The organism is Halobaculum sp. XH14 (assembly GCF_032116555.1).
Taxonomy (GTDB): domain Archaea; phylum Halobacteriota; class Halobacteria; order Halobacteriales; family Haloferacaceae; genus Halorarum; species Halorarum halobium.
Window position 1 is genome coordinate 105,582 of record NZ_CP134950.1, and the last position, 21,941, is coordinate 127,522.

Annotated in this window: 21 protein-coding genes; 8 read left to right on the forward strand and 13 right to left on the reverse strand. The window is 56.5% G+C overall.

Translation table 11 applies throughout. The features are described from left to right. Positions 1-29: 29 nt before the first annotated feature. Complete coding sequence (locus RJT50_RS17490) at positions 30-488, reverse strand: DUF7964 domain-containing protein (protein ID WP_313696088.1); 459 nt, start codon at positions 486-488, stop codon at positions 30-32. A 34-nt stretch (positions 489-522) separates the two neighbouring features. Beyond that, positions 523-1,422 carry a metallophosphoesterase family protein gene (locus RJT50_RS17495; protein WP_313696089.1) on the reverse strand — a complete coding sequence of 300 codons (900 nt, stop codon included), beginning with the start codon at positions 1,420-1,422 and terminating at the stop codon, positions 523-525. A 202-nt stretch (positions 1,423-1,624) separates the two neighbouring features. On the opposite strand from RJT50_RS17495, the gene RJT50_RS17500 reads away from it, so the two are divergent. The 5 genes from RJT50_RS17500 (at position 1,625) to RJT50_RS17520 (ending at position 6,375) form a co-directional block, all read left to right on the forward strand. Further along, positions 1,625-2,551 carry an ArdC-like ssDNA-binding domain-containing protein gene (locus tag RJT50_RS17500; RefSeq protein ID WP_313696090.1) on the forward strand — a complete coding sequence of 309 codons (927 nt, stop codon included), beginning with the start codon at positions 1,625-1,627 and terminating at the stop codon, positions 2,549-2,551. A gap of 110 nt (positions 2,552-2,661) precedes the next feature. After that, positions 2,662-3,477 carry a hypothetical protein gene (locus tag RJT50_RS17505; protein ID WP_310931024.1) on the forward strand — a complete coding sequence of 272 codons (816 nt, stop codon included), beginning with the start codon at positions 2,662-2,664 and terminating at the stop codon, positions 3,475-3,477. A 143-nt stretch (positions 3,478-3,620) separates the two neighbouring features. Further along, a complete protein-coding gene (locus RJT50_RS17510; protein ID WP_310931025.1) occupies positions 3,621-4,388 on the forward strand; it encodes a CBS domain-containing protein in 768 nt (255 codons plus the stop codon). Positions 4,389-4,582: 194 nt separating this feature from the next. Continuing rightward, a complete protein-coding gene (locus RJT50_RS17515) occupies positions 4,583-5,986 on the forward strand; it encodes a hypothetical protein (RefSeq protein WP_313696091.1) in 1,404 nt (467 codons plus the stop codon). A gap of 68 nt (positions 5,987-6,054) precedes the next feature. Then, on the forward strand, positions 6,055-6,375 hold the full coding sequence (locus RJT50_RS17520; protein WP_310931027.1) for a DUF6788 family protein: 321 nt from the start codon (positions 6,055-6,057) through the stop codon (positions 6,373-6,375). A 77-nt stretch (positions 6,376-6,452) separates the two neighbouring features. Here the strand turns inward: RJT50_RS17520 and RJT50_RS18735 are convergent, their stop codons facing one another. Together RJT50_RS18735 and RJT50_RS17525 are read right to left on the reverse strand one after the other, a co-directional pair. Continuing rightward, positions 6,453-6,614, reverse strand: coding sequence for a DUF7563 family protein (locus RJT50_RS18735; RefSeq protein WP_425499669.1), 162 nt, complete (start codon positions 6,612-6,614; stop codon positions 6,453-6,455). Positions 6,615-6,857: 243 nt separating this feature from the next. Next, the gene (locus RJT50_RS17525; RefSeq protein ID WP_310931028.1) at positions 6,858-7,268 is read right to left on the reverse strand and encodes a helix-turn-helix domain-containing protein; all 411 of its coding nucleotides are present in this window, start codon (positions 7,266-7,268) and stop codon (positions 6,858-6,860) included. Positions 7,269-7,389: 121 nt separating this feature from the next. Here RJT50_RS17525 and RJT50_RS17530 point away from each other — a divergent pair, with 121 nt between their 5' ends. Then, on the forward strand, positions 7,390-7,965 hold the full coding sequence (locus tag RJT50_RS17530) for a DUF8170 family protein (protein WP_310931029.1): 576 nt from the start codon (positions 7,390-7,392) through the stop codon (positions 7,963-7,965). Between the two features lie 610 nt (positions 7,966-8,575). Here the strand turns inward: RJT50_RS17530 and RJT50_RS17535 are convergent. From RJT50_RS17535 to RJT50_RS17555, 5 genes are all read right to left on the reverse strand, one after another. Next, positions 8,576-9,844, reverse strand: a complete 1,269-nt coding sequence (locus RJT50_RS17535) for an orc1/cdc6 family replication initiation protein (protein ID WP_310931030.1) — start codon at positions 9,842-9,844, stop codon at positions 8,576-8,578. Positions 9,845-10,171: 327 nt separating this feature from the next. After that, positions 10,172-12,337: a type B DNA-directed DNA polymerase gene (locus RJT50_RS17540; RefSeq protein WP_310931031.1), complete on the reverse strand. Its 2,166-nt coding sequence runs from the start codon at positions 12,335-12,337 to the stop codon at positions 10,172-10,174. Between the two features lie 269 nt (positions 12,338-12,606). Then, positions 12,607-12,984, reverse strand: coding sequence for a hypothetical protein (locus tag RJT50_RS17545; RefSeq protein WP_310931032.1), 378 nt, complete (start codon positions 12,982-12,984; stop codon positions 12,607-12,609). Positions 12,985-13,016: 32 nt separating this feature from the next. Continuing rightward, a complete protein-coding gene (locus RJT50_RS17550; RefSeq protein WP_144800144.1) occupies positions 13,017-13,337 on the reverse strand; it encodes a DUF8156 family protein in 321 nt (106 codons plus the stop codon). Positions 13,338-13,339: 2 nt separating this feature from the next. After that, the gene (locus RJT50_RS17555; RefSeq protein ID WP_313696092.1) at positions 13,340-14,284 is read right to left on the reverse strand and encodes a hypothetical protein; all 945 of its coding nucleotides are present in this window, start codon (positions 14,282-14,284) and stop codon (positions 13,340-13,342) included. 278 nt (positions 14,285-14,562) lie between these two features. Here RJT50_RS17555 and RJT50_RS17560 point away from each other — a divergent pair, with 278 nt between their 5' ends. Then, positions 14,563-15,111, forward strand: a complete 549-nt coding sequence (locus RJT50_RS17560) for a hypothetical protein (RefSeq protein ID WP_144800142.1) — start codon at positions 14,563-14,565, stop codon at positions 15,109-15,111. 69 nt (positions 15,112-15,180) lie between these two features. Further along, entirely contained in the window at positions 15,181-16,407 is a 1,227-nt protein-coding gene (locus RJT50_RS17565) for a hypothetical protein (protein ID WP_144800141.1), read from the forward strand. Between the two features lie 249 nt (positions 16,408-16,656). Here the strand turns inward: RJT50_RS17565 and RJT50_RS17570 are convergent, their stop codons facing one another. The 4 genes from RJT50_RS17570 to RJT50_RS17585 all read right to left on the reverse strand — a co-directional run bounded on the left by RJT50_RS17570 (position 16,657) and on the right by RJT50_RS17585 (position 21,936). Next, positions 16,657-18,057, reverse strand: coding sequence for a hypothetical protein (locus tag RJT50_RS17570; RefSeq protein ID WP_310931033.1), 1,401 nt, complete (start codon positions 18,055-18,057; stop codon positions 16,657-16,659). A gap of 22 nt (positions 18,058-18,079) precedes the next feature. Then, positions 18,080-18,202, reverse strand: coding sequence for a hypothetical protein (locus tag RJT50_RS17575; RefSeq protein WP_008528531.1), 123 nt, complete (start codon positions 18,200-18,202; stop codon positions 18,080-18,082). 153 nt (positions 18,203-18,355) lie between these two features. Then, positions 18,356-19,603, reverse strand: a complete 1,248-nt coding sequence (locus RJT50_RS17580; protein ID WP_310931034.1) for an SAVED domain-containing protein — start codon at positions 19,601-19,603, stop codon at positions 18,356-18,358. Then, entirely contained in the window at positions 19,600-21,936 is a 2,337-nt protein-coding gene (locus RJT50_RS17585; RefSeq protein WP_313696093.1) for a ThiF family adenylyltransferase, read from the reverse strand. Before RJT50_RS17585 ends, RJT50_RS17580 begins: the two co-directional genes overlap by 4 nt. Positions 21,937-21,941 lie beyond the last annotated feature (5 nt).

Genomic DNA, 21,941 nt, shown 5'->3' on the forward strand with positions numbered 1-21,941 from the left:
TCACCAGATACGTCAAGAGATTCGGATTGCTATTCCTCCAGATCGTCAGCAGTAACAAGTCCATCAGGCGTTTCCGCCGGCGTGTAACTCTGATCCTCGCCCATTTTATTCTCCTCAGAGAGTGAATTCTCGAAGTAGCTCCCGTACTCTGCCTCCATATCGGGAGCGAGTTTAGTAAGGCGTTCATGGGCTTTCTGATATGCTCGGCGGCTGGCTTCGTCATCAGACAGATCTTCTGGTGCCTCGAAATCCTTTGCCGAGTCCCACACGATCTGCCATCTATCCCCCGTATGGTCGACCGCGATCAATCCACGATTCGGGAGATTCAGTAATAACTGAATTACGACCGGGCTGTCGTTCGTGTAGTATCCACGCACCGCGACAACCTGCTCGAACATATCATGCTCCGCCAAACTATTGACAATCTCACCAGAAAGCGGTTGGTCTGGGAGCGATTCAAGTACTCGTGAATCATCAGTTTCGGTCATCTGATGGGATGTTACCTCCCCCAGTATTTAACAGTCAATCCCAACGCACGAATTTCCCGTCATCATTCCGAACGAGCGGTCCGAGTGGATCAGGCCGATCACTTGATAGATACTCAGCGAATTCCTCCTGAAATCCAGGTGGTGGAGACTCCCATAGCCCGATTGCGTACTCAATCAGTTCATCCTCTGCTGCGAAATCTCGATTCGTCTCCGTGGTAACACCATAGAACGCTGCGCTCGCCATCTCTCGCATCAGTAGAATTGGCTGCCAGCAATACATACAGCTGTGGTAGTCTGGGCCGATTAGAATCCCTCGTTCCTGGTGTTGTTGACAGACAGTAGTATCGAGTCGCCCAATATTTCGGAGGTCAATGTCGAACGGGGGTTCGTCCTCAACGGTCACCACGAAATAGCCACCATAGATAGCTGAATCGGCCTTTGAGTCGTCACGGTACAGAAACGCCGAGTTGAGCATCCGCTCCTTGTATCGGCCCGTATGCGTATGGCCACAGAAGTAGGCACGACCGGGAAAATGGTCAATCATTCCCGTCTCTTCCCAATGAGTGACGAGTATTCCGTCGCTCGATACCGCTTCCGGGTCTTGGGTGAACTGTTGCCCGCCAACCGTGACGACGTCGTCCGAGGGGATATGCGTCCCAACGCTCAGATCGTATTCAAGCTCGCCGTAGTAATCTCGATTGCCATAGACGTAGAGAAGCCCGTTTTCAGCGCGGTTAGCGAGGGTTTCAAGATATGGCTCTACAGCTTGGAGCTGTTCAACACCGGCATCTTCCCCTTCGTTATGAGCATTTGTGAAGTCTCCCACGTGAATGATGAAGTCGAAACGTTCATCTTCCGTTTCAGCAGCTACCCGTCTCAGAGCTTCTGTATTTCCGTGATTATCCCCCATTACGAGGAACTGTTGTGTCGACATAGCATTCGATTTGATTCTTGAGTATATGACTGCGGTGTTGTGAAATCACGCTCAACACCAGAACAACGGCTACGTCTCCATCTCTAATCGAATCCCTGCTAGCTATTCAGTCGCCCCATTGAGCAACCGCCGATGTGTTTTTTGGCCCCCGAAGGGTGCGGGGCGCTCATCCGGACGTGAGCGTCGCCTGAATTGAGTGATAATGTTATCGAGTGCCAATTCGCGGGTTAGCTTCGGTGATTCGGATACCCGACACGATCAGATGCATAGTACCATCGAACAGTGGATCGACGACCTCGTCGCCGGCGTCGACGACGCGCAGGCCAGCGCGGAGTTCCAGGAGTGGCTTGACGTCCAGAGTCGCTTTCACGACTATTCCTACCGGAACACGCTCCTCATCAAGCGGCAGTGTCCCGAGGCGAGCCGGGTGGCGGGCTACCGGACGTGGCAGGAGGAGTTCGATCGCCACGTCACGGAGGGTGAGTCGGCCATCTGGATCTGGGCACCGATCATCACCAAGCAGTGCCCGGAGTGCGAGAACTCCCCGAGCTACCACGAGGACAGCGACTGTGAGTACGATGAGACCCCGCCCGAGGAGTGGTCCGAGGGCCTGGTCGGGTTCAAGCCCGCGCCGGTGTTCGATGTCTCCCAGACCGAGGGCGAGCCGCTTCCTGATCTCGACACGGAAGCGACCGGGGACACCGGCGACCTCGTCGAGCAGTTGACTGCCGCCGCTGATGACCTCGGCGTGACGGTGCGGATCGTTCCAGCCGAGGAGTGGACCCACGGCGAGGCGAAGGGCATCTGCGAGCAGCTGAGCCTCGTCGACGTCCAGCCGCTCGTCGAGGTGCGTGATCGGGAGAACGAGGCCGACCTCGCGCGGACGCTAATTCACGAGTACGCCCACGCTCTGCTCCACTTCGACATCGACGACGACACCGAGCGAGCGAAACGCGAAGTCGAGGCCGAGGCCGTCGCGTACGTCGTCGGGCGGTACTGTGGACTGGATACTAGCGGGTCGGCGTTCTACCTCGCTGCGTGGGAGTCGGACGATTCCGAGGTCGTTCGCGACCGACTCGGGCGGATCAGTCGGACGGCAGAGGAACTCATCGACGTTCTCGAAGGCTGAGCAGCTGACTTCGCGGGTTTAACCAACAGATTCGTCGGTCACTCACTTTGTTGGTTAAGTTTTTCAGCGCCCGCCGAAGGGCGGAGGCGCATCTCACCCTCCGTCAAACCATGACTGATCGATATCTCACGGCAGTTCTCGAGGAAGCCGAGCGCGTCGCAGAGCAGCACAATCAAGTCGCGCAATCGGCGGACAACCAGGCCCACGAGTACCTCCGATACGCTGTCCTCCGACTCCTCGAAGGCGAGACCGGAGAACGACCTCACGCCTTGCAACTCGACGGGGTAACCGTCGGATACGGGAGCGACGAAGCGATGTTCGACAGCTGGAGTGACGCCGTCGAGTGGTGGGACCATATTCCGCCGCAAGAAGGGTGCACTCGGTTCCGCATTTTCTATCCTGCCGAGTACGAGACGGTTCCTCGAACCATCGTCGACGCGATGGGAGCACTCGGCGCATGGCGCGTCTGGTCCGGTGACGCTGCCGCCTGCGGGTCCTATGACCACCGAGACCGTCGCGAAGTCCACTACCTGTGGCGAGAGGGGCATCCGATCGAAGCCCGGCTGGTTGACCGGCTGCAGAGCCCTGACGCCGCTACGCCTGACGGGGGCCAGACAGGAGATATGCGTGATCGGATGGTCGTCGCAGAGTCTTCTTCTCAAAGCGACGATCTCGATCCCCGAACGAGGCGAGCCGTCACCGAGGAAATGTCGATTTCGTTGCTCGAAAAAGGCGGTCGGTATGAGGTGCGATCCGGGTCGGGAAACCGATACGAAGTCGACGTCGTCAGTGAGTCGTGTTCCTGTCCCGACTGGCAGCAGCGAGCACCCGATGGAGGATGCAAGCATCTGCGGAGAGTCGATCTCGAGATCAAGCGCGGCAGTGTTCCACGGCCCGACGGGCGACTCCCAAAGACATCGATTTGAGGCCTTTTCGCCGAGGGACCGTTTTTTCGGAGCATATCGTCTACCTCGGAACGTCGTCTACTCCCGTCGCTGCAATCCACTTGTTCGGTTCGTTCTCCAGGATGTCCCCAATGTAGAAGGACACGTACGACATTAGTCGAGCTATGGAATTCTTCACGGCGGCCGACGTTCTCAGCCACAGAACGGCCGCGACACCAGATGAGCCCGTAACTGTCGATCTGGATGACTCGATTCAGAATGCCTTGACGCTCATGCTGGAACACGATTTTGACCAGCTCCCAGTGGTGAGCGATGATGGTGTTGAGGGTACAGTCACGTACAAATCGGTCGCAAAATACGTGAAGTCAATGGACGATCCGCGGGTCGAGGAGACCTCCGTCAAAATCGCCCTGAATACGAATCCCGAGTTCGTGGACCGAGACCACGATATTTTCGAGTTGTTCGATACGCTTGCCGAGGATGACTATGTCCTGATTGGCGACCAAGATGGCCTGGACGGGATCCTGACCCGCTACGATATCCTCTATTTCCTCGAACATCAGGTCGAACCGTTCCTCCAGATTGGCGAGATCGAGGAAAGTCTCCGCCACCTGTTCCGTGCATCCTTTGATGACCTAGACCAGGCTATCGACGAGACGTTCGCCGATCGCGCTGAGCATGACGAGAGCTATGAGACGCCTGATTGCCCCGAAGACTTCTCGTTCGATGACTATCGGATGTTCATAATGCGAAACCTCGATCACCTGCCACCACGCCTCTCACAGGAACGCGATATGGTCGAAAGCCTGCTTGAAGATATTCGCGAGACGCGGAACGCGCTTCTCCATTTCCGGGCCGAAGCCGATGAGGTTGATCGGGACCAGCTAGATATGGCCCATGGGTACTTCACTGGCATTGCAAGTACCGTGTAGGGCACCACCAAGTCCACCGAACTTCACCGGTACTCTCAATCACTGACAGAGATTAAATATCGAGTCTACAATGGGCAATTGTAGAGGTAGCTCTCGTTATGGATTGGCCGTATTTAACGCAGACGTCCGGACCTTCGCCCGATGCGAGCGAAAACCAGTATTTCACGATCGAGGGCAACGTCCGGAACCACTATGTGGACTTCCCGAACCATCTCGTCGACGCGTTCTTCTCGAAGGTACTGCACGAAGTGCCCGAAGCCTATCCGAATGATCCCGAGAACCAGTACAAGACGGCGCTCGAAGTCACAGAGCGATATAATGAGGCACTTGATGAGATGGGGCTGGACTTCCTCCAGCTCCGAATTGTTGACCGGTCCTCATCACGCCCCCAGCCGTACTATGGGCTCCAAATCCATGGACTGGATAGCTCCAAGTTCGATGCCTTTCTCGACTCGTTCGCAGAGACAGACGAAGCGACGCTAGAGGAGAAATACCACTATCTCCACGGCTCAAAATACCCGGTCTCGGAAGTGGCCAGCAAATCGCAATCGGATTCAATTGCGTCGAGAAAGCAGGTGCAGGAGGCTGTCAAAGCGCGAGTTGAATCGGAGAAGGACTCGATCACAAAGACGACGGAGACGTTGCTCTCCAAGATCGACGAATGGCGTGACGAACTCCAAACGTACTGGCGGCGGACGACGTGGCAACGGTTCAATACCTTCCCCGCAGTGCATCTCTACCTGCTGGAGATGGAAAGCATCATCACCAATATCGATGTGCTTGCAGACCGCGGTTCGATCCCGCCGTGCTACCGAGAACTACGGAAGCTCTTGGAGAATTTGAGCTGGTCGGTGTTCGACGATCTCCTGTTCATCAACGCAGAGTACGCTACCATCTACGATGACTCCTCAGTACCGGCGCATACCCCGCCACGTCCATTCTTGTCCGCTAATCAGCAATGGTATGACTGGGTTAGAGGTCGACAGACTCCGAGTTTTGAGACACAGCGCAGTCAGCTCCGGGACCGTCTCTACGACCACAGTACCCGGTCACGACTCAGCTACGACGACAAGTACGGCATCACCAAGGGTACCATCACCGAAGTGCTCAAGACGAACCTCTCCTACCCGCTCTACATCGCGCTGGCAGGACTCGAAGTAGAGACCACCGAGTCGGTCGAATCGTTCGTGACTCCTGTCAACCCTGCCCATCTCAAGCCTGGCGTTCGCCGCACGATACAGAATGTCGTCCGATCACTGAAAGAGGGGCGACGGCTTGGCCAGCTTGACGAGGAGTTCATCGATACTCTCACCGACGAACTACTTGACATCAAAGCCAACTACCTCGTACCGCCGTTCCCATCCAACAATCACGTCATCGGTTACTTGGATTCGCTCTGGCACCACGAGCTTCCCTCCCGCCTCGATGACTTCTACGGCGAGTACAGCTTTTTCATTCACTCATATCCGTCTTCGTGGCAGATCCACCCTCACTCTTCCATCCTCGAGTTCAAGATTCTCGCTCACGAGATTGATCGATTCAGCCACGCGGTTTCTACCCTCATCGAACAGTATCTCACAACGTACCATCGGAATTGAGGGAGGCCGGTGATTAACCAACAATCTATGGCTCTGGCGAGTTGTGTTGGTTAATACGAAGGGTCCCAATGTCCTACGAGCCACCGACGCCGCCGGCAGACCTTCCGGCGGACATCGTCGACACCCTCAACGAATACTCCTCAGACCAACTCCGCCACGTATCACGCTATGCGGAAGCGTTGGCCGAGTACAAAGAGCGAACGGACCGTCTCGAGTCGGACAACGACGACGAGGACGAAGAGCGCCCACCCGATCTCCCGGACGACGTCCTTACCAAGGCAACGATCACGATCAAGGAAATCAACGATAACCGCTACTACTACTGGCAGTGGCGAGAGGGCGAAACGGTAACCTCCAAATACAAAGGTCCAGTCAAGCCGGGCGACTGAACCGATCGGGGCCACCCGCCCGATAGCAATGTGTTCGCTCACTAAGACGAAATCAAATCAGGGAATCACACCCTACGTTACGCAGAGCGCCGGTTTGACCGCGCAGAGCGGACGTCGGCACCGTCGCGGAGTTTGTCCGGACAGTACGGACACACCCGTGGCGTATCGACATTATCCGGGGTAAACACACGAGCATACTGTGCAGTAACGAAGGACCCGCAGTTCTGGCATTCGGGCATACTACGGACGCTATACTATACTGATATAGGCTTTCTGACCGAACGGGCCGTCTGAGCAACGAAGCACTCGTGAACTAGGACAGCACCAGTGATGCCCTGCTGCACAATACCCGACTGCGTCCGAAATGACGGAATGAGAGACTTCCGTCTGTATCCATGAGCCTCAGAAGGCGGCGATCGACTCCGTTCGCAGTAGCGGGACAGACCACAGCCGTGGCGACGGGACGAAGTGAAGAAGGAGTGTCAGCGCTCGGGTCGCGGGGCAGTCTCGTACCGTTTGATGTCGTCGGTCTTCTCGACCCGGTCGTAGATTTCTCGAAGCGTGTCTTGTGCGCGGAGGAGCTTGTGGTCCTCGAGGAACTGCCGGCCGCTCTCACTGATCCCGTAGAACTTGTACGGGAGGTCGTTCTGCCGGCGGTCCTCGGGCAAGAGCACCTCCTCGACGACGCCGGCGTCGACGAGCTGCTGGAGGTGCTGGCGAATCGTCGTCTGGCTCTTGCTCGGGTTGACGTAGTCGAGTTCCTTCAGCGTCGGTAGTTCCGACGGATGCCCGAGGATGTCCTGGAGGAGCGCGAACCGCGTCTCCTGGGTGACGACGTTGAGTCGCTCCCGTACGGAATCGAGATCGCTTGGCGGCTGATCGGAGGTACTCATTACTTCGTTGTTCGGGTGGTGCGTGCAAAAGCGTTTCGCCCTAATACGAATCGGGTAGGAGCGAATCGGTCTATGATGAGGTCGCCACATTAAAGCACGCTATCCGAGTATGCACGGGTAGATGAGTGAGGATCCAGTCACTGTTGATGAACTCGCTGCGAAGGCCGAGGAGTATCTTCACGAGACCTCACTCACGCCGGCGGAGTACGAAGCGCTGAAACAGAGTGTTGCGGAGCTCACGCCGATCTTCTCGGCTGAGCATTCGTACTTTGTCCTCGGCAGCTATGGTCAACCCGAGATTCGCCGTCTCCAACTCGTGAAAGATCGCCTCAATCGGCGGGCCGGCGCGTATGCATTTTTGATGGTCGACATCAGAAGTGAGTGGACGAATACCTATCTCAAGTTCCGTCTGCTCGCTGATTATACGGATACGATCGTCGGTGTCGCCGAACACGCCCAGGGAGGATTTCTGGTCGAACAGGGGTATTTCACGGCCCTGGAGGAATATTTCGCGAAAACGCACGTATTCAAGCGCGAATACGAACCACTCGACCTGGAGGACGTTGAGACCGGAGTGACGAGTGAGAATCCGTATAGTGGTATGCAGACGGCGATTTTTGAGATGTTGGACGATGGCGGTCGGTTATGCCGGTGGACTACTGAAGACGAGCTCGTCGAGTGTGTTGCCACCCTCTGAGCGGACACCTGTGACCTGACGTTCGCTGGCGAAGTCGGCTGGTATTCGATAGCCCAGTACCCGATTGGCGATGGCTGCAGAATGTCGTGGACGAAAGGGGTCCCCCCGGAGTGTGAATGGGACCCGTCAGTCCGACACCCCTCGGTGTGAATGGGCAGCCACCCTCCTCAACACGGCGTTCCATTTCGTCATTGGAAGACGAGGCAAAGCGGTGCCAGCGAAACGGTTTGGCGGATATCCCACCCCCACACCCCTCAGTGTGAATGGTCCCACCACGTGGGGCACCACGATTAAGCTGCTCCTAATAGCGGAACCCGACCAGCGCGGACGCCCCTCCGCCTCCGCGCTGGCGCGTCGGCTTCGGCACAAGTGCCTTGCCTTTAAACAGGATACTACTCGGAGGACTGTTTAGACTCGTGTGTATTAAAATTATCTATTACTGCGGTGCGACACACTAGCCAACCACTGCAAACAGCCAATTTTACCGTATTACCCGCTCTACGGGTTGTTTCAACCTCACGAGACTGCTAACGGCTCTCCAACGACACCAGCGTCATCTAAACAGCTGCCATCCCCTATGCCATACCATTCACACCGAGGGGTGGGGGTGTCACCATCCCATCAACGTCTGGAGCTCCGGTGTCGAATTGATCAGCCCAGTTCGAGTGCTCTCGACGTCACCCTGGAGTGAGTACGATCTGAACTTTCCTTGATCGCCGCCTTCCTTCTTCTTGGATTCGAGAACGCCAGTCGTCACGTGTTTGTTCAGGAGTTCAAGTGCGCGATTGTACCCCTTCGGCTCCACTTCAACATCTCTTGCGACTGTTTGGTACACCTCGTGGATCTCGGACGTACGGAACCACTCCTTCTCCGGGTTGTTCCGATCAAGTCGTGTGAGTGCAAAGAGGAGTAACTTCCCGGACAACGGCGTCCCTTTCACCATTTCCATAAAGAGTTCGACCTCGACGAGTTCGTCGGCCTCGTGGACGTGCTCAGCGGTCACGATGTCGTCTCCTTCCTCGTCGGCAATTTCACCCGCATTGCGGAACAATCGAACTGCGCGTCGAGCGTCTCCGTGTTCTTCAGCTGCGAGTTCGGCTGTTGTTGGTATCACTTCGTCATCGAGGACTCCGTCGTAAAACGCGTCGCGGCGATTCTCGAGGATCGCGATAAGCTGATCTTCTTCGTACGGCGTGAACGTTCGGTGTTCCGGTTGGAGTGTGGATTGCACCCGGGACTCGATTTCGCCTTTGAATTCGATGTCGTTTGAAATCCCGATCGTGAGGACTGGGAAATCCACGTCGTCTTTCGATTGTGTCCGTGAAAGCGTGTAGAGTACTTCGTTGACCTCGCCGTGCTTGTCGATTTCGTCGATAATGACGACGAGCCCACCCGAGAATTCCCGCTGAACGACGGGCCACAACTTCTGATCCCGGTAGTGTTCTGCTGAAAGGCCCTGATAGGGAACTTCAAGCGGGTTTTCCGCTTTGGCGTTCACCTGTTCTGCAATCTTTCGGAAGGTGGAGGTATACGTAGAAATCGGGTCCGGGTTAATGTAGGCTGTAACGATGGGCGAATCCGTCCCGTCCGTTGCTGCTTCGAGGCGCTCACAGACGTGCCTTGCAACTAGTGTCTTCCCTGTCCCGGTTTCACCCCACTCTAGAACGTTGTCCGGAACGCTGTTCGTCCGCATTTTCCGGAGATTCTTCGCCAAGAACGTGATGTGGTCGTCACGGCCGACGATCCGGTTGGCGTCTGGTACGTTATCGATTTCGAGCAGCCACGGTTTTTCAAAAATATTCGATTCGTCTTCTTCGTTGTCCTCGTCGACATTCAAGATCTCGTCGACGGTCGTTTGCGTGGATTCGTTGTTTGGCATAGCCGGACCAATTCATCCCATTCACATATAGGTTGTCCACCCACGGTGTGATTGATTTCAAATCCCATTCACACTGAGGGGGGTGTAACTGATCCAGGGTACTCCCCCCTCAGTGTGAATGGATTCGGCTTAGAGAAAGAGATTCACAATATGAATACATATCACTCCACCATTCACACTCCGGGGGGTGTCGACGTTGTCGCCCACTTGTGGTTTTTTCTCACCGAAGACGATCTCCGTCCATTGACCCATGTATCTCATGGGTCCATCTATCGATAAAACCGAAATATGGTGGTAAAGAGCCGCTATCGGCATCTCAGAACAAGGTCATCCATTCCAGGTCATTGTAAAATCGGTCAACTCTACCTCTCGTGTCTCGGCGAGACTCCGTCGAATATCCGTCTGATCCCAACCCAAGGGCGAGAGGACGCTTTCGACAGCGCGGACGAGTTGTGTCTCGTAATACGATGGATCGTATGTTTCGACCTCTTCGTGGGCGAGTACGACGCGTTCCCGTGAGGATTTCTCGTCATCAACCACGACGTACTCAATATCTTGCCCGGGATGGACAGCGAGGTCCTGGTCGCGAGCCCGTTTCAGCGCTGCGACGTTCTGTGTGTTCTGGGTATAGCCGTCGAGTGGTTTGGAGACACGATTCCGTTCGACGAGTCGCTCCACCGCTACCTCACCGGCATGGAGTTTCGAGACTGCACGGTCGAGACAGCTGAGGACTGCCTCTGGTGACTGCGTCGTATCGAGGCGATCGAGGCATTCTCGCTGGACGTCCTCAATAAATGGTGGCGTCGACCGCTGGCGGGCTTCGATGCCTCTGATCTTGAACTCGTCCTCATCGACGACCTTTCCGAAATACTTCGTTAGTGCGCCGGCGTCGCTCTCGCGTTGTGGGACGAACGCCACCCAGTCATAGTGCGATTCATACTCGAGGCGGATGTCGACTGCTTCGGTGATCTCGGTCGCGAGGGCCTCGAGGGACTCGCGGTCCTCGTCGTCGACGTCGGGGTTTGGGGTCACCCAGATGGAGTCGACGATGCCGTGGACGACACGCCAGCCGCCGGCTTCGAGGCGTTGCTTCGCCGTCAACAAAATCTCGCGCGCGAACGCATTGATTGCCTCGTGGCACTCGATGCGCCCGTATTTGGCGTTGTTAAAGCCTTGGTACCCAAAGCAGGCGACGAGGATCCACTTCAGCGCCCCCGACCGCCCTTCGAGTTCGTCGAGGCGCTCCTCATCAGGCTCGTCACGCTCTTGTTCGCGACGGATGGCGGCTTTGATCTCGTCGCGCGCATCGATGATCGGCTGGAGGACGTCGACGAGGTAGCCCCGGTCGTCACAGATCGAGTACCCGAGTCCGGGGACGTCCTCGCGGTCGCGATGGCACTCGCAGCGAATCACGTCCGGCGAGACGTTGTGCGTGCAGATGATGTTCGGATACAACGAGGAGAAATCGAGTTCGTGGACATCCTCGTGGAGTCCGACCTCAGGTGCGAAGATGAACCCACCACGATCGGCATCGTGGAGCACCCCTGTTGATTTGAATTTCTCGTGGCGCCAGGAGTGCCACGGGACGAGGACGCCGCGTTCGTGGGCTTCACAGATCTGGATGGCTGTGAGGATGTTGCCGATCGACGCCCAGGCTGCCTCCTGTATCGGCTTGCGCGACCGCGAGACCAGGTCGAGGACGCCGTCGATGTTGGTCTCGCCAAAGAAGAACGTGTTCGATCGGTCGATGATTGCTCTTCCGGGCACGTTGTAGCGCGCCGGCGAGTGCCCGACGCGGCCGTAGCTCGCGTAGGTCGAGCGGCTCGCGAGCTGCTGGAAATCGCCCTCTGGGGTCCGGCTCAACGAGAAATTGTCGGCGCCATTGCTGGCAGCCATCTCGTACAGGGTCGGGACGATCTCGCTCGTCGAGCAGACGAGGACGTCCGGATCGTGGTCGTCAAGCGCAGCTTGGACTGTCGTCAGGATATCTGCTGGCGGGCCCGTGACCGTCTCGCCGCCGACGGCAAGTTCGGTATACGCATCGCCTGTTGTCTCTGTGAGTGGGACGTCGAGTCGCAGCGTCGAGAGATCGCTCGTTGGCGTCGGATCTACATCGTTCTCGAGACAGTACCGAAACTCCCGCGAGAGATCGACATTGAAGCAGGCGAGATCCCCCACAGGGTACTCGGACAGCTGGCGTGCCTGTCGAGCCAGCGAGGTGATCCGATCGATGTGGACAACGTCGACGGCGAGGACGTCCTCGTCGTCGCGACGGAAGCCTGGCCGCCGGGCGACGATATCGGTCGCGACGACGTCCGGGTGCCGTTCGTACACGCTGCGGAGTCTCGTGAGGTCGATCTCGTCATCTGGTGCGCGGGATGCGACGTAGAAGCGCGGCGAGTAGTCTTCGCGTTCGGTCGCGACGGCGCCGTCAGCCGTCGTCTCCCATTCGAGGACACGGCCATCATCAAGGAAATCGAATGTGAATGGCATTTTCTATCTATCGTCCTCCAGCATAGGCACGCCAACGTACGCTCACCCGATAATCGGCAGTGTGTTGCTTCCGGAGTTCAGGGAATCTGTGTGACACGGCTGCGAAGGGCGTGGAACGCGAATTTGGGGCTTTCCATCCATTTTCCACAAACACTTCCGGGGCGCTGATCCCCTTCTCCGTCCATCTTAACCAACAAAACCCACGCTTGCTACGGGATGTTGGTTAAGTCTACTAATTACGGTACTGAGGCGCTGTATTCGATACAAATTCATTCGAGAACCTCGAGATCCTCGAGTCCCAGGGCATGGAGAGTATAGTGACCGGGACTATCTTCGATCAGCTGTTTGAATGTCAGCCGAAGTGTGTTCTCCTGCTCCATCCGATGTGCAGTTTTCAACACGATGCGATCAGGCGGCACGATCTCGTCAGGTGCATCGAGACGCACTGTCCGATGAAATTCGATATGTCGGACCTCATCTCCCTTCCGGGGGTCCTTTCTCTCTTCGTGTACGCTTCCGACGGAGGTCTCCCACGGATTCTGAAACGTCACACCGCCAGCCTCAACCGGACCGTCTCCGGTAAGGTGGATTCGAATTCGATCACCTGATTCCAAGTCGTTGATTCTCTGAAAACGATCCGTTGCCATACGAACGGTCTAGTACCCCGTACTAAAAACCATCAGTACAATCCGTCCTCCGTTGTACCTGCCTCGGAGTGTTGTTGCCGATCGTCCGCCTCGTTGAGTGCGTTTTCGAGTTCAGCGAGGCGGTCTTCGTGTTCATCGAGTCGGGCTTCCTGTTCGAGATCGATGCTGATCAGCGCCGGCAACAGCGGGTTTTGGTGGTTCAACAGGCCACTCGCGTCGGCGTGCTCGCGAGCGTACTCGAACAGCTGGTCGAAGCGCGGTTGGTCGCGACGACGGAGCGCCCGACGGAAATCCGTCCATCGCTCCTCGATAGTTCGCAGCGCATCCCGATACGTCGGATTGGTGCGCCCCATTACTATCGCCCTCCAGCACTCGTCCAGGCATCGAGTAGTGGGTTCGCAGTGAGTGATGCGGTCGTTCCGTTGGCCGTCATCCCCGTTCCGACGCCGTCGGAGGTCGTGGTCGGGGTGGAGGGCGAGGCCGGTTCCAGCCCGACCTGTTCGGCACGTGCGCCGAGTACCTGACGCCAGTAGGTAAACGTCGTCTGGTAGTATGCCCCATCGTCGACGGGATAGACGAGCGTCTCGAACTCCTCACCCGTGAACCGTGGCCCCATCCGGGTCTGCTCGCACTCGAGACGGCGATCAGCGGCTGTCGCGACCGGCGCCGCGAACTCGTCCGCTTTGCTGCGAGTAACGAGCACCGGCACCTCGTACCCATCCGCGTAGGTCGCCAGTCGAGCGAGCGTTCGCGCTTGGAGTGTCCCGGCGTGGGCGTCTCCGAGCGTGTCGTCAGTGCGGTACTGCGCATCGACTGCCGGGGCGACGATGAGCGACGGGGTGTGCGAGGACGCGTCCTCGTTGCGAGCCGTCGACTGTCGACTGCTCGTCCCGGTGTCTGCGGTAGATCTCCGGATAGATTGGTTCACCGCCGTCGGGAGATCGCAGACGGTGCCGTAGTGCTGGTAGGCGGTGAACCCGCGCGCGACGTGGATCCGGTTGAGCAACCGCTGGCTGGGGGCGATTTGGGCGAGCGTGGTCGTCGTCGCGTGGCCGTTCGCGTCGACCCAGAAGGCGGGCCCGTCGTGCAAAAGGAGATGGTCGAGCACGAGCGATTGCAAGATTGGGACGCCGCGGCCTCCCTCGACGTCGAGCAGCGTGATGCCGTCCTCAAGTGACGGCAACAGCATCTTCTCCGTGGTTGGGTCGGCTTGATCGGCAAGGGTTCGATTGCGGTTAGCGTCCCGGGTCGGTTGATCCACCGCTAATTGGTTTGATATCGATGTAGAGTGCTTGGGCATACTCGACTAGATGGCCATATTCCCGATAAGCTGCGGCGTGTCGCTTCCGCGTTTCCGGGAAGGTTTGGGACAAATTTAGAACCGGCTCCGTCACCGGATTTCTACTATGTTTCGTCTGTTTCTGGGAATGTTTCCAGAACGGTCTTTCAACCCTCAAGTAGTGATCGACCTTTGGCTGTACTGAATACACAGCGCGCATCTCGAATATTGATGGATGAGATCAACATGTTCCGGTAATTCGACACATCTAACCATACTGGTATGTAATCAGTTATCAAATGGAAATTTCGGTCGACGAAATCGTAACCGCGGCGGCCGCAATCCTCATCGCCTCCCTACTCCAGCCACTTCTCCCAAAGACCATTACTGATATCGACCCTCTCACTTTCCTGAACAACCCGTATCTCCGGGTCGTGCTGATCGCCATAATTGCGTTCGCTCTGCTCTGGTGGCTCCTGTCCTGGGCCCGGAACACGTTCGGTAACAGTGGTAGTAGTGGCCGGTCCGCCGCATTCGTCGCCACGGCTCGAGGGAAGCCTCGGCGCGATGTCTCCGAGTGGGAGGTCGATAAGTTCGGCGTGAAATGGCGAGTGCTGCACGGCCGCCAGCGCAGTCTTGGTGACGCCTACGCGTATGCTGACTCACCGGTCTGTCCGGAGTGCGGTACCGATCTGATGACAGACACGAAATCGCGGCGATTCCGGGATGACAAGCCGATCTGGAAGTGTCCCGGCTGCGGGTTCACGCAGGGGCGGCCATCACGGTTCTTGTATGAGGAGTCGGATGCGGTAGAGCGCGAGGTCGAACGGGAAGCCCGTAGTTCGTGATCCTGTGATACAACCGGTCTACTAGTTGATCCGGTATTTTATGACAGATCACGGCCCAACTACGTGGTAATGAGACGGCGACAATCAGTTGACCATCTCTTCTCCGACCAATCAATCCACGAGTACAGGCGGGAGCAAGAGACAGCGCTGAAGGACGAAATCAAGGGACTGTCCAACGACGAGCTGCAGGACAGCACCGACCTCCTGACCCTGATATTCACGTCAAGATACATACCGTCCCCGATCCAGCTCAACGACTACGATTTGGAACAGGTCGGCGAGGTCGAGAAAGAGGTCCCGCGTGGCCAAGGCCTGCCCGGCCTCAATCAGCGCGGTCGGCCTACTAAAACGTACCAGCGGATCCGTGTGAAGCTGCCGTTCGACGGCGACAGCGACCTCCTGCAGATCAATCCTAGCTCCTCAAAGCTGAACAAACCGCGCTACAATGAATTGAACCGGAACGAGGTCGTCTACCACGTTGACTACACAATCGGGAATAAGGATGCGGAACAGGTCCAAGCCGAAATTCAGTCAGAGGTTGACGAATGGGTGGATAAGGTGGCGTGGTTCGTGGAACAGCTTGAGGATGATATCGCGGAGATGGAGGAGCAGCTGCGGCGAACCGCCCGCCGCTCGATTGAGGAACGGCGGGAGATCGTTGATACAAACCATGCGGTGATGGCCGAACTGGGTGTCGACACCGGTGACACCGCGGAACCTGGATATGTAGTGCCGGAGAAAAAGCGAGAGATTGAGCTACCGTCACCGGCTGCGGACAGTGATGACGAGGTGCTCCAGGACCGGACCTTTATCGAGGTCTTGGATCTGCTTGACGACTTAGGACGTGATCTGGAACGATCCGCCACGCCGGTCCGGGGTCTGGATGAGGAGTCGCTACGGGATATTTTCCTGATGGGGATTAATTCGCATTACTCCGGGTTCGCGACCGGAGAAACGTTCAACCGCGGTGGGAAGACGGATATCCTGCTCCGGTATGATAACGAGAACCTGTTCATCGCGGAGTGCAAATTCTGGGATGGACCATCTGTGTATACGGACGCGGTTGACCAGCTCCTAAACAACCTGACTGTCCGGGATTCACACGCTGCACTCTTGATCTTCTCACGGCGCCAGGACTTCGGGACGGTTGAAGACCGGATACGGGAGGCGACGATGGCGCACGACCGGTACGTTTCTGAGGTGCCGGAGATTGCAGATCACGGCGTATATCGACTGGAGTCGGAGAGTGGGTATCCGGTCCGTGTCGCGGTGAAAGCATTCGATGTCCGGGAATAGGCATAGTACGGCTGAGCCACTGGAGCACGAGCAATCGGGCCTCGGCGAGTTCAGTGCCTGATTGGTGGCGGCGTCACGGTCGCTGCATCGGCGACGTAGCTACCGAATCGACGAGCGAGTACTCTCGATCCCGGATGGTACCTTCTGCCGTGAGGCGGTCTTCGAGATGCTTACGCTCGGTCTTATCCGAGTGTGCCTTCCGCTGAGAGAGCATACGTACTATGCGAGGATGACCCGTCTGTTATCGGGCTAGCACCCATCCTGTTCATCTGATTCCGTGTCCGATGGCCATGTTGGGCCCTCTGGGCGGGGGATCTCATCTACCAAATCCTTCTCGAACTGCGAAGCTCTCCAGGCTATCACGTTCTCCTTCCGCTGGACGTACTTTTCGTCGGTATCCAGCCACCGGGCAATCTCCTCGTACCTGTGACCAGCACAGAGCAGCACCATCAACGCGAAATCGAAGCGATCGAGATTGCTCTCGTTTGCATCAGCATCAATCCGGTCGAGGAACGCCTTTGAGGCATCACCGACGAACTCCATCAGTATCTCATACCGCTCTTCGTCATCAAATCCATCAAATGTGAATCCCTCCGTGATGTTGTTCCTAGGGTCACTCTCTTCGGTATCCCAGCGAATTTCTTCGAGGGTTGCTCTTTCACAGTCGTGAAGTCTCGATAGGCGCTCTGGATTCTCCTGTTCCCAGGTTGTGATTGTGTCGGCTACTGCTTCAGATTGAGCGTGTTCGATATAGGGCTCACACCCTCGCTTCGCGATGACTGACTCGATGTTCTTTCCCGAGATCGTCAGTAGGACGGACGCACATCGATCAGTCTGTTCGAGGATCTGTGCGACTTCACGACGCGATTCGAGTTCGTCAAGGCCTGCACGTTTCTGCGCGTCGTGGACGAGGTTGTTTCTGCGTTCTTTGACCTCGACAAGCGATCCGTGGTCACCTCCGGTCAGTATTTGGATATCACAGAGTTTCTCTAATCGCTTCGCGTGCCCCATACTCCGAACGTGCTCGGTGATGCTGTCGAGACGAGCTTCCTCGCGAAAGAGTTCGTTGAGGACCGTTTCTGTCGTCAGCTCTTCGATGAGTGCCGAGGCGAGGAGGAGATACGAAAAGAATGACCGCTCAACGTCGCTGTCGATCTCGTCGGTGGACCGGAGTTTTTCAGCGATTTCAGCACGCTGTTCGAGATAATACTCGAGGACGTTGTCTGCGTGCCCGACGAGAGAGTTTTGGCGTTCTACGTAGGCAACTTGGAGGAGTAATTCCTTCTCGAAAGGGGTGCTCTCACTCAGCTTCTGGCACTTCTGGAGCGAACTTGTGGGGAGATGGCGAGTCAAATAATCGATGTCGTCGTAGACGAGCGGCGTATTCGTCGGGCAATTGTCTACGATTGACTGAAAGTCGTCGTTGTCAGCGAGCTCGCTGAGTGCAGCACGTATCTCGTCGACACTAAGTTCCCGAACATCTTCTGACGCCTCTGAGTCTTCACCGACCGGAACAACGCGGTACGACGCATCTCCAACGATGACGACCGGCCCTTCCAGATCGAGAACCTGATATTCCCCGATAGGGCTCAGAGAGACTGTCTCTGCGTCTATTTCGAACGATAAATCGAGATTAGTATCGTCGCCCACGCGTCAAAAACTGCAAAGGGCTCTATTCGACTTGGGCTTCGTACTCGTCCCAAAGCGTGTCGATGTCCGTGCCGGTCTCCTCAGAGATATGGCGCAGCAACTGCGCCCTGTTCTCGAACCGACGGAGCTGGCCCTTTGCGCTCATAGTAGGACATAATCGCTCCTGCAGTAATAAATCACGGGGGTGCATTCTCTCGGTCAACAAAACGAGACCTACCAGTTCTCTAATCACCTCGTAGACGACGCGCTGGTGCGAAATGATCGAGTCGATGCCCTTCTGGCAATGGGCACTGATTTGCTATTGCTCTTCTGAGGCGGTGTCTGAGCCGTCTGAAAGTGACTGATTCTGTAATCGACCAGCAGGATAGTACCGACCCTCGTCTTTGCTGTAGAGGTAGGTCTGGATCGGTCTAAGAGTGTTTGAGTTTCGCCCGAAGAGAAAGGCGAGCCCCATCGGGCCAGCTATGAAGAGATGAATAGTCGATGTTTTTGATAGTTCTTTGATTGCGTCTCGTACCTTGGTACGGAAAACACCTGCAGCATGGGCTGCCTGTGCCGGGGACAATTCCACACCAGGCCCATCTTCCGGTGTCAATCTGAGAATACCGTTGAAATCCGGAAGGTCGTTATGCATTTGGTCGATCTCCGGTTGCACATCGGCAGCGATGTTGACGAGCACCGCCAGCTCCGCTCCGTGATTCGGTTGTCGCTGGAGATCTCCTTCTAACCCGCTTTCCTCTTCGTCGATATCGAGTCTCCATTCTGTCATCCCGGCAGGACCGGTGGGTTGCATCCACGTTGCTTGGATACGACGTGTGGTTGGAAGACAGTAACCGGCCGCGAACGCAGCGGGAAGATGCGTTCGGCCACGGAATCGGAGGGTGCGGCCCGATGCGTTTTGAATGAGACTGTCCGTTACCGTAGTTAACGCCGGGAGTAGACGCTGGTTCCATACTTCTTGGGATGGTGGACCATGTTCGAACGATCTCGACCAGTCAATAGCAATCGCTGGATCGTTGTCGTGAGCGGGCGATTCGTAGGTATCAAGTGAACATTCGAGGGGCTCACCGTCCGGCAAATACCCATCTATCCGCTCGATGCGCTCTGATAAGACGGCCTGGACGATCTCTGTAGCTTTGTCAGACGTGGTCTCCTCTAGGGGGAGCATTTTCCAGGCGGAAAAGTCGTGGAGGATCGGTGCCTCGTTGAGTATCGATTTGGCTTCTCCAACGCTGATATCGGGACATGGCACAACGACCACGAAAAACTCGTCATCCTCGTCCCAGCGCTTGTTGAATCCCGGCAACTCGTCGTTGAGAATGATGTCGGAGTCGGCTACGCCCTCACTGACGAGCGCAATACCACTGGCCGTTTCCGGGTTCTCCAACTGGTCGATAATCTCATCTCTGAGTGGCTCTGGCTTCAAATCGAAGATATCCCGCCAAATCGGCACCCCGTGTCGCTCGAGTTCCGTTTGCAGGAAGTTGGCGATGTCCGTCTGTTCGTGCTTATAGCTGAGAAATACACGGCCAGTTGGATCAGTCATATATCGTCACCGACGTTGAGAGTTGTAGCTGCATCTGGGTTGTCAATCCGTTCTAACTGCTCGTATTCCTTACTATCATGGAATAGATAGGCGTTGATCGTGAATTGACCTTCTTCGTCCTGTCCAACGATGAAGAGGAGCGGATGCGGACAGTCGTAGCCGTCGTCGTTGGCGATGTCATTCATCGCAGTCCGATCGACCCGACTGAGATCGGGTGAAGCGCCGGGATGGTAGTGCCATTCACCGAGATAGTCGATGCCAATGCTCTCCCTGGCGTCTTTGAGCCACTCCTCGACTTTGTCGGTTCCGCGGAGGAATCGAGTTGGTTCTTGAATGGAGTCCCGCGGTGGGTCGCGGGCATTCACCACCAGTGCTGGCCCATCGAGACGGTCGGTTCCAGCGAGAATACCGCCCGTTTCACAGGGGTGTTCTTCCCGACAGCGCTCATACATCGCTTCAAGACACGTGGCCGGAATCTGTACGGTGATTGGTGATTCCGGTGCTCGCCATATAGTTCCGTCCTGGAAGGGAGGTGTGGCCTGTGAAATGGTCGGCAGCTCGTCGCCACTACCGGTCTCGAGTACGGTGAAGTGATTCTCGCGCAGGCTCAATGCCGTCGCCTGATCGAGAAGTCGTGTCACTGTCCCTGCCCACGTCATCACCCGGTCCGTTCGGATAACTGATGCTGGGTGCCAGCAGCCGACTCGCTCGGGGATGGCATCCTCGTCTTCGTCCCATTCGATCTGTTCTTGCAACCGCCATGGATCGAACGCTTCGTTGTAATCGCTGTACGGAAAGGTATGTGAGTAAGCTGTGAAGCAGAACAACCGGCTCGCTCGCCGACCCATCGCAGCGGAGCAAAACACGACCGGGTGATTCCATCTAATCGCATCCAGAGCGCGACGAACTCCCCGTGACGCGGTACAGTCAATTACTACCTCCGCTTCTCTAATTGACTCCGGCAACTCACCGCTCGGTGGAAAGGCGCTATCCACATCAAAGACTTGGGCGTACGGTGCAATGGATTCGAGCCGGTCCGCGATTGCTGTCGCCTTGTTTCGTCCTACCTCATCGATTGTTAGTGTGTGGCGAGCCACGTTGCCGATCTCATACGTGTCGTTGTCGACGATGGTAAGCTGCTGACAGCCGGCTCGAACGAGGTTCTCGGCAACCATACTGCCGAGCGCTCCCGCTCCAATGAGTACGATGTTGCGATCCAGAAACCACTCTGTCATATGCCCGCGTCTGGTGAGCTGCTCATGCGACCAGTTGTCCGAGTCCAGCCACCGAATCTGTTCCTCTCCAGCTTCCCGTCGTTCGGCTATCTCTGGCCCCTTTCCAGTATCTCGAAATCCGCCGGAAAGGTCATTCGGGTCCTTGAACTCCTGGATCTCGATTGGTTGCCAATAAATGATCTCGGGGTCGCCGTCGACCGTAGCTGGGATGGGGAACCCGATTAGAAGAATCTTGACCGGTTCATCGTCCAAAACGGGCTTGATATTTGCCCGTAGTTCGTACGGGTCGGTCTCGGTGCCATCGAAAAACCCTTCCAAATCTTGCCACGTTCCCGGGGCCTCCCACGGGGGTTCAATCGGCACCTCTTCTAACAGTGCCCACGCTCCGGAAACAGAGTCCTCAGGATTCGCATCGATGTATCCACCCCATTGTGGCTGATAGACGACTTCATCGTCGCTATCTTTGAACGTACCAGTCGCGTATGTCTCTTCAGCAGTTGGCAACGAGCGGAGATTGACCGTCCCCCACTGTCCATACGTCTCCCTCCATTCTGAGAACGACTCCTGCGTCTCATTGAATGCGATGGTCGTGGCCGAAGCCGAGTTCGTATCGAAGGCCGGGATTTCAAACGGTTCGTCTGGTTCCCGGAGTTCCCCTTTCGCAGCATTACTTAACCACCGCAGTGCTCGGTCCATATGCCAACAGAGCCGATCACGGCTTGTGCTGGGTTCGCCGGTGGCTCCCGTTTGACTGAGGGTGTGCCCATACCGAGCAACACAGATATCGCCTCTTCGCCATGGAGTATCGTTGCTCCCAGCCACGTTCAGCTTCTGGTGGGGGAATGTGGCGGAAATGGTGTTCTCTTCTTGATCTGCAGGGTAGATCCCAATTGAACCTGCGGGGTACGTATCCCGTAGATGGAGATACCAGTCCGTCTCGCGTGGCACGTCCGGATGGGGTTCTAAGTCGTCTGGAGAAAGCCTGATCTTGACGATCCACCGTCCGTTGCTATCGTGTCGATATGGCTCTTTGAGGACGGTGACTCCGTCCCGTTCGGCAATGGCTGCAACGGCTTCTGTAATTTCGTGGGGAGGCATTTGTT

Coding starts and splice junctions, on each gene's coding strand:
- RJT50_RS17530 (WP_310931029.1), top strand. CDS start 7,390: ATGAGTGAGGATCCAGTCACTGTTGATGAACTCGCTGCGAAGGCCGAG.
- RJT50_RS17575 (WP_008528531.1), bottom strand. CDS start 18,202: ATGAGCGCAAAGGGCCAGCTCCGTCGGTTCGAGAACAGGGCGCAGTTG.
- RJT50_RS17535 (WP_310931030.1), bottom strand. CDS start 9,844: ATGCCAAACAACGAATCCACGCAAACGACCGTCGACGAGATCTTGAAT.
- RJT50_RS17550 (WP_144800144.1), bottom strand. CDS start 13,337: ATGGGGCGCACCAATCCGACGTATCGGGATGCGCTGCGAACTATCGAG.
- RJT50_RS17560 (WP_144800142.1), top strand. CDS start 14,563: ATGGAAATTTCGGTCGACGAAATCGTAACCGCGGCGGCCGCAATCCTC.
- RJT50_RS17580 (WP_310931034.1), bottom strand. CDS start 19,603: ATGACTGATCCAACTGGCCGTGTATTTCTCAGCTATAAGCACGAACAG.
- RJT50_RS18735 (WP_425499669.1), bottom strand. CDS start 6,614: ATGCCCGAATGCCAGAACTGCGGGTCCTTCGTTACTGCACAGTATGCT.
- RJT50_RS17585 (WP_313696093.1), bottom strand. CDS start 21,936: ATGCCTCCCCACGAAATTACAGAAGCCGTTGCAGCCATTGCCGAACGG.
- RJT50_RS17545 (WP_310931032.1), bottom strand. CDS start 12,984: ATGGCAACGGATCGTTTTCAGAGAATCAACGACTTGGAATCAGGTGAT.
- RJT50_RS17500 (WP_313696090.1), top strand. CDS start 1,625: ATGTTATCGAGTGCCAATTCGCGGGTTAGCTTCGGTGATTCGGATACC.
- RJT50_RS17495 (WP_313696089.1), bottom strand. CDS start 1,422: ATGTCGACACAACAGTTCCTCGTAATGGGGGATAATCACGGAAATACA.
- RJT50_RS17490 (WP_313696088.1), bottom strand. CDS start 488: ATGACCGAAACTGATGATTCACGAGTACTTGAATCGCTCCCAGACCAA.
- RJT50_RS17505 (WP_310931024.1), top strand. CDS start 2,662: ATGACTGATCGATATCTCACGGCAGTTCTCGAGGAAGCCGAGCGCGTC.
- RJT50_RS17525 (WP_310931028.1), bottom strand. CDS start 7,268: ATGAGTACCTCCGATCAGCCGCCAAGCGATCTCGATTCCGTACGGGAG.
- RJT50_RS17565 (WP_144800141.1), top strand. CDS start 15,181: ATGAGACGGCGACAATCAGTTGACCATCTCTTCTCCGACCAATCAATC.
- RJT50_RS17520 (WP_310931027.1), top strand. CDS start 6,055: ATGTCCTACGAGCCACCGACGCCGCCGGCAGACCTTCCGGCGGACATC.
- RJT50_RS17555 (WP_313696092.1), bottom strand. CDS start 14,284: ATGCCCAAGCACTCTACATCGATATCAAACCAATTAGCGGTGGATCAA.
- RJT50_RS17510 (WP_310931025.1), top strand. CDS start 3,621: ATGGAATTCTTCACGGCGGCCGACGTTCTCAGCCACAGAACGGCCGCG.
- RJT50_RS17540 (WP_310931031.1), bottom strand. CDS start 12,337: ATGCCATTCACATTCGATTTCCTTGATGATGGCCGTGTCCTCGAATGG.